10 protein-coding genes are annotated in these 12,408 nt (G+C 72.4%); 3 read left to right on the forward strand and 7 right to left on the reverse strand.

Translation table 11 applies throughout. The features are described from left to right. Positions 1-7: 7 nt before the first annotated feature. The 5 genes from ACIP67_RS08295 to ACIP67_RS08315 form a co-directional block, all read right to left on the reverse strand. Positions 8-1,402, reverse strand: coding sequence for an LLM class flavin-dependent oxidoreductase (locus tag ACIP67_RS08295; RefSeq protein ID WP_401689187.1), 1,395 nt, complete (start codon positions 1,400-1,402; stop codon positions 8-10). 186 nt (positions 1,403-1,588) lie between these two features. Further along, positions 1,589-2,323 (reverse strand): ABC transporter ATP-binding protein, encoded by a 735-nt coding sequence (locus ACIP67_RS08300; protein WP_401689190.1) that lies wholly within the window; start codon positions 2,321-2,323, stop codon positions 1,589-1,591. Then, entirely contained in the window at positions 2,299-3,141 is an 843-nt protein-coding gene (locus ACIP67_RS08305; protein WP_401689193.1) for an ABC transporter permease, read from the reverse strand. Before ACIP67_RS08305 ends, ACIP67_RS08300 begins: the two co-directional genes overlap by 25 nt. A gap of 5 nt (positions 3,142-3,146) precedes the next feature. After that, positions 3,147-4,214 (reverse strand): ABC transporter substrate-binding protein, encoded by a 1,068-nt coding sequence (locus ACIP67_RS08310; protein WP_401689196.1) that lies wholly within the window; start codon positions 4,212-4,214, stop codon positions 3,147-3,149. A 439-nt stretch (positions 4,215-4,653) separates the two neighbouring features. Beyond that, on the reverse strand, positions 4,654-5,856 hold the full coding sequence (locus tag ACIP67_RS08315) for an ROK family protein (RefSeq protein ID WP_401689199.1): 1,203 nt from the start codon (positions 5,854-5,856) through the stop codon (positions 4,654-4,656). A 751-nt stretch (positions 5,857-6,607) separates the two neighbouring features. Between ACIP67_RS08315 and ACIP67_RS08320 the strand changes: the two genes are divergently transcribed. Continuing rightward, complete coding sequence (locus ACIP67_RS08320) at positions 6,608-7,189, forward strand: biotin transporter BioY (RefSeq protein ID WP_401689202.1); 582 nt, start codon at positions 6,608-6,610, stop codon at positions 7,187-7,189. 150 nt (positions 7,190-7,339) lie between these two features. Here the strand turns inward: ACIP67_RS08320 and ACIP67_RS08325 are convergent, their stop codons facing one another. Beyond that, a complete protein-coding gene (locus tag ACIP67_RS08325; RefSeq protein WP_401689205.1) occupies positions 7,340-8,062 on the reverse strand; it encodes a hypothetical protein in 723 nt (240 codons plus the stop codon). Positions 8,063-8,336: 274 nt separating this feature from the next. On the opposite strand from ACIP67_RS08325, the gene ACIP67_RS08330 reads away from it, so the two are divergent. Then, the gene (locus ACIP67_RS08330) at positions 8,337-10,115 is read left to right on the forward strand and encodes a protein kinase (protein ID WP_401689302.1); all 1,779 of its coding nucleotides are present in this window, start codon (positions 8,337-8,339) and stop codon (positions 10,113-10,115) included. Here ACIP67_RS08330 and ACIP67_RS08335 read toward each other — a convergent pair. Beyond that, positions 10,102-11,574 (reverse strand): amino acid permease, encoded by a 1,473-nt coding sequence (locus tag ACIP67_RS08335; protein ID WP_401689208.1) that lies wholly within the window; start codon positions 11,572-11,574, stop codon positions 10,102-10,104. The two genes, ACIP67_RS08330 and ACIP67_RS08335, sit on opposite strands and share 14 nt — an antisense overlap. A gap of 227 nt (positions 11,575-11,801) precedes the next feature. On the opposite strand from ACIP67_RS08335, the gene ACIP67_RS08340 reads away from it, so the two are divergent. Beyond that, a complete protein-coding gene (locus ACIP67_RS08340) occupies positions 11,802-12,290 on the forward strand; it encodes a ribose-5-phosphate isomerase (RefSeq protein WP_389512396.1) in 489 nt (162 codons plus the stop codon). Positions 12,291-12,408: the final 118 nt, after the last annotated feature.

The following is a 12,408-nucleotide window of genomic DNA, read 5'->3' on the forward strand; positions in this document are numbered from 1 at the left end:
GGTCCTTTCAGACGAGGGCGGGGGCGGCCGCCTGGGTGCCGGCGGCGGTGGCGTACCGGTTGGCGGGGCGGGGGAGGCCGTAGCGCTCCCGGAGGGTCTGCCGGGGGCCGTAGTCCGTGCGGAACAGGCCGCGGGCGCGCAGGAGCGGGACGACGTGGTCGACGAAGGCGTCGAGGCCGGAGGGGAGCAGCGCGGGCATGATGGTGAAGCCGTCGGCGGCGCCCCGCGTGAACCAGGTCTCGATCGCGTCGACGACCTGCTCGGGCGTCCCGGCGAAGGTGAGGTGCCCGCGCCCGCCGCCGAGCCGTCCGATCAGCTGCCGCACGGTGAGCCGCTCGCGCCGGGCCAGCTCCACCACGAGCGTGTAGCGGCTCTTGGCGCCCTCGACGGCGTCCTCGGGCGGCAGGTCGGCGGGGAGCCGCGCGTCCAGCTCCAGGGTGCCCGGCTCCAGTTGCAGCAGGCTCTCCAGCCGGGACACCCCGTGCGCGTGCACGATGTGGTCCTCCAGCACCCGCTCGTTCGCCCGCGCCTCGGCCTCCGTGGAGCCGATCACCGGGACGATGCCGGGCAGGACCTTGATGTGCTCGGGGTCGCGGCCGGCCGCCGCCGTACGGGACTTGAGGTCGGCGTAGAACGCCTGGGCGTCGTCGAGGGTCTGCTGGGCGGTGAGCACCGCCTCGGCGTACCGGGCCGCGAACGCCTTGCCGTTCTCCGACGAGCCGGCCTGCACCAGCAGCGGATGGCCCTGCGGGGTGCGCGGCACGTTGAGCGGACCCTCGACGCCGAAGAAACGGCCCCGGTGCCGGGGCGGGTGGATCTTCGCGTCGTCGGCCCAGAGCCCGGCCGCCTTGTCGGCGACGACCGCGTCGTCCTCCCAGCTGTCCCAGAGTTTCAGCGTCACGTCGAGGAACTCGGCGGCGCGGGCGATGGGGGTCCCCCCGCTCGAGCGGAGTCGAGAGTGGGGGAGCTCGGCGTGGGCGGGTTCCGCGTCGAGCCCGAAGTTGCGGGCGGCCTCGGCGCCGGCGGTGGTGACGACGTTCCAGCCGGCCCGGCCGCCGCTGATGATGTCCAGCGAGGCGAACGCGCGGGCCAGGTTGTAGGGGAAGTTGTAGGAGGTGGACGCGGTGGCGATCAGGCCGATGTGCTCGGTCGCGGTGGCCAGCGCGGTCAGCAGCGTGAGCGGCTCCAGCGCGCCGGCCGGGCGCTGCGCGACCGTGCCCCACAGCTGCGGGCTGTCGGCGAGGAAGAGCGAGTCGAAGGTGCCGCGTTCGGCGGCCCGGGCCAGGCGCACGTAGTGGGCGAGCTCCACGTGGGCGTACGGGTCGCTCTCGGGCAGCCGCCAGGACGCCTCGTGGTGGCCGGTGTTCATGAGGAAGGCGTTGAGGTGGAGTTGCCGGGGCATGGGGGTCCTTCGGGTGGGACGGTGCCGGACGGTGGGCGGGTGCCGGGTGCCGGGTGCCGGGTGCCGGGTGCCGGGTGCCGGACGGCTGTGTCCAGCCCGTCCGGCGTGTGAGGACGAGGCCCGTTCAGGGCCGCAGCGGGGGCCGGGGGGCGGCAGCCCCCGGTAGCCGGTCACCGCGGCGGACGGTCACGCGACGTCCTCGGTGACGCCGAGCGCGGCCAGCAGCCGTTCGCGGTACTCGCCGAGCAGCGGGTCGCGGTACGAGCGCGGGTGCGGGCGGGCGATGGTCAGGTCGAGGCCGATGCGGCCGTGGTCGAGGACGAGGACCCGGTCGGCGAGCACGATCGCCTCGTCCACGTCGTGGGTGACGAGCAGCACGGAGGGCCGGTGGTGCTCCCACAGCTCGCGCAGCAGGGTGTGCATCCTGATGCGGGTGAGCGCGTCCAGCGCCCCGAAGGGCTCGTCGGCGAGGAGGAGTTCGGGCTCGCGCACCAGCGAGCGGGCCAGGGCGGCGCGCTGGGCCTCGCCGCCGGACAGTTCGCTGGGCCAGGCCCGTTCGCGGCCGGCGAGCCCGACCTCGGCGAGGGCCTCGCGGCCCTTCTCCTCGGCCTCCTTGCCGTCCAGTCCGAGCAGGACGTTCGGCAGCACCCGCCGCCAGGGCAGCAGCCGGGAGTCCTGGAAGACGACCGACACCCGCTCCGGTGCCGTCAGCTGTCCGCTGCCGGTGACCTTGTGGTCGAGGCCCGCGACCGCCCGCAGCAGGGTGCTCTTGCCGGAGCCGCTGTGCCCGAGCAGGGCCACGAACTGGCCGGCGGGTATGTCCAGGTCGATGCCGTCGAGGACGGTACGCCCGTCGAAGGAGCGGGTGAGTCCCCTGAGCCGGACGGCGGGACGGGTCAGCTGCTCAGTGTGCGGCGCCACGACAGCACCCTCCGTTCGACGAGACGGACCGTGCTGTCGGAGATCAGACCGAAGATGCCGTAGACGACCAGGCCGACCAGGATGACGTCCGACTGGCCGTAGTTCTGCGCCTGGAACATCATGTAGCCGAGGCCGCTGGTGGCGTTGATCTGCTCCAGGACCACCAGACCGAGCCAGGATCCGGTCACGCCGAGCCGCAGCCCCACGAAGAACCCGGGCAGCGCTCCGGGGATGACGATCTCCCGGATGAACCGTGCCTTCGACAGGCCCTGGACCTCGGCGAGTTCGACGAAACGGTGGTCGATGCCGGACAGCGCGGCGTGCGTGTTGAGGTAGATCGGTATGTAGACGACGATGGCGATGATCGCGATCTTGAAGGTCTCGCCGATACCCAGCCAGAGGATGAACAACGGGATGAGGCCGAGGGTCGGGATCGCCCGGTTGAGGTTGACCGTCCCGTCGATCAGCGCCTCGCCGGTGCGGGTGAGCCCGGACGCCAGCGCGAGCACCACCCCCGCGGTCAGGCCGATCGCGAAGCCGGCCCCGGCCCGCTGCAACGAGGTGAGGACGTCGGTGGTCAGCGTCCCGTCGGTCCACAGGTGGGCGCCGGTCTCCAGCACCGTCCAGGGCGCCGGGATCGCGTTGGGGTCGAGCCGTCCGGCGGCGGAGGCCGCCGCCCACAGGGCGAGCAGCAGCAGGGGCCCGGTGAGGCGGGCGGCGGGCAGGCGCCGGCCGGGGGCGAGCCCTCGGCGGCGGCGGGTGCGGGGGCGCTCGTCGTCGGCGACGACGGGAGCCTTGTCCAGGGTGGTCGTGGTCATGGCGGTCACTTCCGGTACTCGGCCGGTACGGACTGCGCGGCGATGCCCTCGAAACGGTGGTCGAAGAGCTCGCCGACGTCGAACTTCTTCACGAAGCCGCCCTCCGCGAGCAGGTCCGCGGTCTCCTGTTCCCAGGCGATCGCCTCGTCCCAGCTCGGCGGGAACAGCGGCTTGTTGGCGAGGGCGGTGATGGCCTCGGCCTGGGCGAGGGTCAGGTTCTGCGTCTTGACGTAGAACTCCTGGTTCCAGACGTCGGGGTTCTCGTACTGCCACACCTGGCTCTGCGCCCACTGCGGCACGTACGCGGCGATCGCGGCCGCCTTCGCCCGGTCGTTCAGCACGGACACCGGCGCCCACAGCAGGTTGAGCAGGTCGACGACGTCGGTGGCGATGGTGCGGGCGCCCTTGGAACCGTACTGCTGGAGGTAGGAGGGCGCCTGGGTGTTGCCCAGCGGGGCGATGTCCACCTGGCCGGACTGGAGCGCGGTGAGGAACTGGTTGCTGGTCAGCGGGACGAGGTCCACGTCGTCGTACGCCAGGCCGGCCTTCTTCAGTGCCCGCAGCAGGACGACGCCCTGCGCCTGTCCCTGCGAGAACGCCAGTTTCCGGCCCTTGAAATCGTCGACGCTTTCGATGTCGCTGCCGGGTTTGGTGGCGAAGAGGTAGTTCGGCTTGCGCGTGATGTTGATCGCGACGATCTTCGCGTCGAATCCCTGGTAGTACGCCTGGATCGGCGGGATGCCCGCATTGTTGGCGACGTCCAGGGATTTCGCGCGGAAGGCGTTGATGACATCGGGGCCGGCGCCGATGTTCAGCCAGTTCGACACCTTGAACGGCAGCTCGGGCAGTTTCGCCAGCTTGAGCTGGAGTTCCTGCGCGTTCTGATAGGAGGCGATCTTCAGACTGGTGCCGGCGGGCACCTTGTCGGCGAGCGGAGCCGTCGAGGCGCCCTCGGACCCGGTGGCCGCGCTGCTCTCGGCGCAGCCGCTCAGACCGGCCGCGGCGGCGGTCACTCCGAGCAGGGAGGCGAGGAAGAGGCGCCGGTCGACACCGGGCGCACGGGAAACGGGCATGGGAGGACCCCCAGACAGGAGCGGCGGAGAGACGGCGGCAGGACGCGGCGGCGGCGCGGCGGCCGTGGGCCGTGGGAGACGGGCGGAATTCCGGGCAGGAAAGGAATCCGACACGGATAATCGATGCGGGAGACAGAATCCATCCGAGGAATTCACGCAGGGAACTCACGCGGGGAACTCATGCGGAGAACTTGCGCGGAGAACTCACGCGGGGAACTCGCGCGGAGAACCTGCACAGAGGACTCGCGTGGGGAACTCGCGCCGCGTATCCACGCAGAGAGGAAACCTGCGTGGGGAGTTCGCGTACAGAATTCCCTCGGGGGAGGGGGGATGGGGCGCGCTCCGGCGCGCCGGGGCGTCAGCAACAGAAGGTGCGACAGCTCATGAGGTAGATATTCCACGCCACGTCGGGCTCCTGTCAACATTCCGAGTTTCTGAATTAATTCCCGTCGTGCGGCACGGCGAGCGGATCGCGGTAGAGCACGTCCAGAGCCACCGCGCCGCCCGCCACCGCCAGCACGGAGTCCGCGAAACTCGTCGGCGCCACCGAGGCCGCACGCGCCGGCCCGGCCTCCGCGCGGATCGCCGCCAGGCAGTCCTCCCGGGCGAGCGCTCCGACCTCCGTCACGACCACGCGCTCCGGGTTGAGCACGTCCATCAGCAGCGCCACCGCCCGCCCCACCGTCCGGGCCCGCTCCAGCAGCAGCCGTACGGCCACCGGGTTCCCGCCGGCCGCCGCGGCGACGACGTGCATCGGGTTCGTCCCGTCGGTCACCCCGGCCGCGCGGGCGCGCCGGCACAGCGTCCGTTCGCTCAGCTCCGCCTGGAGGCAGCCGGTCCGCCCGCAGGCGCACGGCTCACCGCCCCCGGCCAGCGGCAGATGGGCGATGGCGCCCGCCTGCGACCGCGGCCCGTGGTGCACTTCGTCGCGGGTGGCGAACGCCGCGTCGACGACGTTGCCGACGAACAGGTGCAGCACACTGCCGCTACCGCGCGCCCGCCCGAACAGCCGCTCCGCGTTGACCAACGCCCGCGCGTGGCCGTCCACCTGGACCGGCAGCCCGGTGCGGTCGCCGATCGCCTCCCGCACCGGCACGTCCCGCCAGCCGAGCAGCGGATGCTCCACGACGGTCCCCGCGTCCCGGTCGACCCAGCCGCCGACGGCCACCCCCACCCCGAGGGCCCGGCGGCCGGGAGCGGAGGCGAGCAGCGCCTCCAGCCCGTCGGCGGCCCGCGTCAGCACGGCGAAGGGGTCGGTCCCACGGTGCTTCGCCTCCCGCTGCGCCACCACCCGGCCGCGCAGATCGAGCAGTGCCACCGTCATGTACGGCACGGCCACGTGCACGCCGCCCACCACGAACCGCCCGTCGTCCAGATCCACCGGGACGTGCGGCCTGCCCGCCCCGTTGCCGCGCCGCGGCGCGTCCGCCTCCCGGATCAGTCCGAGGCCGCTGAGGTGGGCGCAGTGGCCGGTGACGGAGGCCGGGGACAGCCCGGTCAGCCGGGCGATGGTGCTGCGCGCGACCGGTCCGTGCTCGAGCACGGACCGCAGGATCACGCTGGCGCTGGTCCGCCGCCGAGCGCTGTCGGCGACCCGGGGGACGGGAGAGGGGGTGGGAGGGAATGCCGTGGTACGGGACATGGAGGAGTTCCTCGGGGCCGGTCCGACACTGCGCCGTCTGCGAAGGAGGCGTGACGGATCGGCTCCGCCCGCCTCACCGGGGCGAGCGACAGGCGGCCGCGCCGACGCGCCGCAGGTCGACGTGGCGACGCGACGAGAAGTTCCGGGCCTGGGCAACCATGGGCCCGAAGCTAGCAAAGCGCTCCACCGCTGCCCAGACGGCGACCGACGGGCGAGACGGCGGCGGGGGTGGCGGGGGTGGCGGTGGCTGCGGGGGAGACCGGCGGTGGCGGCGGGGGAGGCGGCGGGTGGTGGCGGCGGGGAGATGCCAGCCGTACCGGGCGGTTCCGGCCGTACCGGGCGATGTCGGCTGTACCGGGCGATGTCGGCTGTACCGGGCGGTGTCGGCCGTACCGGGCGGTGCCAGTGGTCTGCGCGGTCTTGGTGGTCCGCGCCGCTCCGGTGGCCCGCGCCGCGTCGGCGGTCCGCGCCGCTCCGGTGGCCCGCGCCGCGTCGGCGGTCCGCGGGGCCTCGGCGGTCAGGTCGCGCCCGATTGGCGAAACCCTACAGACGCCCGCCCCTCCCTCCCCGTAGCCCGCACCACGTCACCTCAGTGACCAGCGTCACGCCGTACCGGGTGTAACCACGGCATGTTGTCCAAAGCCCACCAAGTCACCGAACGGCCGTTTGTCGACCCGTGACGGTGATGGGCCCCACTCCCCTGGGATAGCGTCGCGGTGTCCCGAACCGCCCCTGACCCCGCGGAGTCCCCATGAGCACCGCTGCCGCCACCCCCGCCAGTCCCGGACAGGTCCTCGCCGACCTCCTCCCGGCCTCCCGTGTCCGGGACGTCGCGCTCGTGCTCGGCGGCGCCGCGCTCACCGGCCTCGCGGCCCAGATCGCGGTCCCGGTGCCCGGCTCCCCGGTCCCGGTGACCGGCCAGACCTTCGCCGCGCTGCTCGTCGGCACGACCCTGGGCGCGCGTCGCGGCCTCCTCTCCCTGGCCCTCTACGCCGTGGCGGGTGTCGTGGGCGTGCCGTGGTTCGCGGACGGCGCGTCCGGCGCGGGCGCCGTCTCCTTCGGCTACGTCCTCGGCATGATCCTCGCCTCCACCGTGGTCGGCGCCCTCGCCCGCCGCGGCGCGGACCGCAGCATGTGGCGCATGGCCGGCACCATGCTCGTCGGCGAGGCGATCATCTACGCCGTCGGCGTCCCCTACCTGGCCTACGCCGCCGACCTCTCCGCCTCCGCCGCGATCGCCGCCGGCCTCACCCCGTTCCTGATCGGCGACGCCCTCAAGGCGGCCCTGGCGATGGGCCTGCTGCCCACCGCCTGGAAGCTCGCCCGCCGCTGACCCCGGTCGGTCGGTACGAGAAGAGGCCCGCCCGGCCGTCCCACGACGGCACACCGGCGGGCCTCTTCCGTTTCCCCGTCCTTCTGTTTCCCCGCTTCCGTTTCCCCTCGCCGTTCGCCGTTCGCCCCTCCCGCCGGCGGCGTTCCGCGATCAGCCCTGCCGGCCCGCCGGTCGCCGCTGCGACCACCACAGTCCGGCCGCGCCGGCCGCGAGCAGCGCCGCTCCGGCCGCGCCGAGCGGCACGACCTCCCGGCCGGGCCCGGTCCTGGGCAACTCGTCGCCGCCCGGCCCCACGGGCGTGTTGTCGGTACCGAGCAGCAGCGGGGTGGCGGGCGCGTTCGGTGACGGGTTGGTCGTCCCGAACGGCACCGGCCCCTGCTGCCAGAACGTCTTCGACCCGTCCGTGGTCTGGACGGGCAGGCAGATCTTCCCGGTCTTGCCGAGATCGAAGCCGGCGTCGATGTCGTACGACGTCGACGCCCCGGCCGCCAGCGAGCCGACGGGGCACGAGAAACCGCTGTTCGAGCCCTCGGGGAGATCCTTCTCCGCGATCCGCGAACACCCCTGGACGTTTTCGACCGTCAGCCCGTCGAATCCGACGACCAAAAGCCTGAGCGCACCGCTTTCCTTGGTCCCCTCGTTCTTCACCGTGGCGGTGATCGCCGTTTCCCCGGAGTCGTTGTCGACCGAGATCCGCTCCGGCAGGAGCGTGGTCAACTCGACGCCGTCCGGTGCCTGGTCGACGGCCTTTCCCCCGTCACTGCTGCCGGGCCCCTGGTCGTCCGCCCCGGCGGGCACGGAAAGCACCAACACCGCCGAGAAAGATGCCACGACCAGCGATCCGGCGACGGCCGTCATACGACGAGAACTCATGTTCGCCCCCCTTGGCTGCGCCTGAATTCGCAGTACCTGAAGAGGTACCACAAGATTTCTCCGCACTATGCTGGTGCGGCACCAAGTGTGACCATTGTTTTCAGGAAGCGGGCAATGGAGGGGGTGACGTGAATTGCCGGGTGATGCGAGGAATGCGGGAGGAGCGGGGGGCCCGGGAAACACGGGCGGTCCGGGAAACACCAGGAGTTCCGGGATTCCGGGTCTTGTGGTGGCGGGACGCTATCGGCTGGTCGAGAGTATCGGCCAGGGGGGAATGGGGCGGGTGTGGCGGGCCGCCGACGACATGCTCGACCGGCAGGTCGCCGTCAAGGAGATGCGCATCGACGGCCTCGACGCGGAGGACGCGCGCACCCGCCGCGAACGCACCCTGCGCGAGGCGAGGGCCACCGCCCGGATCGACCACCCCAACGTCGTCCGCGTCTACGACGTCGTCGACGAGGGCGAACGCCTCTGGATCGTCATGGAGCTGGTCGCCGGCCGCTCCCTGGAGCGGATCACGGCCGAGGCGGGACCCCTCGACCCGCGCGCGACGGCCCGGATCGGCCTCGGCCTGGTCACCGCACTGCACCAGGTGCACGCGCGCGGTGTCCTGCACCGCGACATCAAACCGGGCAACGTCCTGGTCGAGGACGGCGGCGAACGCGTCGTCCTCACCGACTTCGGCATCGCCGCGATCCAGGACACGACGGCGCTCACCATGGCCGGCATGCTGGTCGGTTCCCCCGACTACATGGCCCCCGAGCGTATCTCCGGCCGCCCGCAGGGCCCGCCCTCCGACGTGTGGTCCCTGGGCGCCACGCTCTGCGCCGCCCTGGCCGGCCACTCGCCCTTCTCCCGCGACACGACCCTGGCGACCCTGCACGCGGTCCTCTACGAGGAACCCGAACTCCCGCCCACGGCAGGACCGTTGCGGGACGTCCTGGCCGCCCTCCTGGAGAAGGAACCGACGGTCCGCGCACGTCTCACCGACCTGGAGTCGGTGCTGCGGCCGGTGGCCTTCCCGACGCCCGCGCCGCCTCCGCCGATACCGCCGCCTACGCCGCTTTCGCCGACTCCGGTGACTCCGGCGGCCGGGGAGGAACCGGCGGACCCGCGCCGGCCGGAACCCCACGCGGCCGGCGGAACCCCGCTCTCCTCCCGCCCCGGCGTCTCGCTCACACGGTCCCAGGCACCCACCGGGCGCAGCCCCGCCGCGCCGCCCGGGCGCAGCCCCGCCGCGCCGCCCGGGCGCAGCCCCGCCGCGCCCACCGAGCGCAGCCCCGCCGCGCCCACCGAGCGCAGCCCCGCCCCGCCACCCGAGCGCAGCCCCGCCACGCCGCCCGGGCGCAGCCCCGCCGCAGCGCCCGCCCCCGCGCCCCGTCCCACCGGGCGCCGCCCCCGCCTCCCCGCCGCCCTCCGCCGCCGCACGGCGCTCGCGGCCGCCACCGGCGTCACGGCCGTGGCCGCCGCCGTCGGGATCGCGCTGGCGTCGTCCGGATCGGGCCACGGCGGGAACCAGGCGGGTTCCTCACCCACGCACCACCCGGCCACCACCTCCGCCACTACTCCCACTCCCACTCCCGCCCCCACCCCCACCTCCACCGTCGAGGGCACCTCCAGACCGCCGAGCCTGCCGCCCGGCGCGCACCAGGAGGCCGGCGGGTACGCGTGGGCGACGCCCGAGGGCTGGCGGCGGGACGTGAAGACGGGCGCCGAGGTGCACTACACGTCCCCCGACGGCACCCAGGAGCTCGTGGCCAGTTCCTCCCTGGCCCAAGGCGACCTGATGGACACCTGGCGCGCCTCGGAACGCAACGCCCACCAGGGCCGGGACTACCGCAAGATCCGCCTGGAGGAGACGACGTTCCGCGGCAATCCGGCGGTCGTCTGGGAGTACACGTTCACGCTCCAGGGCACCCCCTGGCACGCCCGCCTCCTCGGCTTCGACGAGGGCGGGACGTCGTACCAGATCAACACCTGGTACCAGCCCCACGTCGAGGCGGCGGCGCTGCGCACGTACGACGAGGTGAAGGAGAGCTTCACCGTGCTCTGAACGGAGGGCGGGCCCCGCCGCCACTCCCGCCGCTCCTCGTGACGCCCCTCGCCCGCTGTCGTGCGAAGGCGACGACGAGGACGACGGCCGCGACGAGCAGCGACAGCAGGACGGTCCGGCGGCCGTCGTGCTCCGTGTCGGTCAGCATGTAACCGAGGACGAAAACGATCAGGGCGGCGGTGGCCCAGGTCAGGTACGGGTACAGCCACATCCGTACGACCAGCTTCTCCGGCGCCTCCGCCTCGATGATCCTCCGCATGCGCAGCTGCGAGAAGCAGATGACGAGCCACACGAACAGCGCGACGGCACCGCTGGAGTTCACCAGGAACAGGAAGACGGAGTCGGGGAACCTGTAGTTGAAGAAGACGGCGACGAACCCGAAGACCACGGAGGCGACGATCGCCGCCATCGGCACACCACGGCGCGTCGTCCGCGCGAACGCCTTCGGCGCGTCGCCGCGCTCACCGAGCGAGAAGGCCATGCGGGAGGCGGTGTAGAGCCCGGAGTTGAGGCAGGAGAGCACCGACGTCAGCACGATGAAGTTCATGATCTGACCGGCGTGCGCGATGCCGAGGGAGTCGAGGGCGGCGACGTAGGAGCCCTTCTCCTTGATCGAGGGGTCGTTCCACGGCAGCAGGCAGACGACGACGAAGATCGACCCGAGGTAGAAGACGGCGATGCGCCAGATGATGCTGTTGGTCGACTTGGTGACGGCCCGCTGCGGGTCCTCGGACTCACCGGCGGCCAGGGTCGCGATCTCGCTGCCCATGAAGGAGAAGACGACCAGCAGCACACCGGTGAGGATGGCGCCGGCCCCGTTCGGCAGGAACCCGCCGTGGTCGACCAGGTTGCCGAGCGCGGCCTTCTCGCTGTCGGCGCCGGGCAGCACACCGAACACGGCGAGCGCGCCCACCACGATGAAGGCACCGATGGCGACGACCTTGATGCCGGCGAACCAGAACTCGAACTCGCCGTAGGAGCCGACGGAGACGAGGTTGGTGGCGGTCAGCACCACCATCACGATGAGCGCCCACCCCCACTGCGGAACGGCGGGGATCCACGACTCGAGGATCGCGGCGCCCGCGGTGGCCTCCACGGCGAGCACGACGACCCAGAAGAACCAGTACAGCCAGCCGATGGTGAACCCGGCCCAGGGGCCGAGCGCGCGGTCGGCGTGCGCGGAGAACGAACCGGAGGTCGGATGGGCCGCGGACATCTCGCCGAGCATCCGCATCACCAGCACCACGAGGGTGCCGACGAGGGCGTAGGACAGGAGGATGCCGGGACCGGCGGTGGCGATCCCGGAACTGGAACCGACGAACAGCCCGGCGCCGATGACGCCACCGACGGCGATCATCGACAGATGGCGGTTCTTGAGGCCCGCCTGAAGCCCGGCACCGGGCTCACCGGGCCCGCCGGGGCCGTGGCCGGCCTCCGTCAGGGTCTGCTGCGAAGTCATGGGACGGAATCCTTTGCGCCGCGTGGAGGTGTCTCACATACGTGCGGTGTTCGGGCCGTACGGGGGTGGGTACGAGCCGGTCCAGTGAATCCGAGGTGTTCGAATTCAGGAACCTTCGAATCCGTATTGTTATTGGAGCTTCCCCTGAGGTTCAGTAGCGCTACTGACGTCTTTCGGCCACGACACCCGGCGCTGCTACCCGGTGGCGCGCGTGTCACACTCGTCCCATGCGCGTGTATCTCGGCTCGGACCATGCAGGCTTCGAACTCAAGAACCACCTCGTCGAATGGCTCAAGGCGGCGGGTCACGACCCGGTCGACTGCGGCCCCCACATCTACGACGCCCAGGACGACTATCCGCCGTTCTGCCTCCGCGCCGCGGAGCGCACGGCCGCGGACACCGGCTCCCTCGGCATCGTGATCGGCGGCTCCGGCAACGGCGAGCAGATCGCCGCGAACAAGGTCAAGGGCGTCCGCGCCGCCCTCGCGTGGAGCGAGGAGACGGCCTCCCTGGGCCGGCAGCACAACAACGCCAACGTCGTCGCCGTCGGCGCCCGCATGCACACCGAGGAGGAGGCGACGAAGTTCGTCGAGACCTTCCTCAACACGCCGTTCTCCGGTGACGAGCGCCACATCCGCCGCATCGACATGCTCGCGGCGTACGAGACGACCGGCGACCTGCCGCCCATCCCGGCGCACCACCCGCAGCAGGACTGACGCACCACACCGCGGCGGCGGGACTGACGCACCACACCGCGGCGGCGGGACTGACGCACCACACCGCGGCGGCGGGACTGACGCACCACACCGCGGCGGCGGGACTGACGCACCACAC

Origin of the sequence: Streptomyces sp. NPDC088812 (assembly GCF_044750285.1) — a bacterium.
GTDB lineage: Bacteria > Actinomycetota > Actinomycetes > Streptomycetales > Streptomycetaceae > Streptomyces.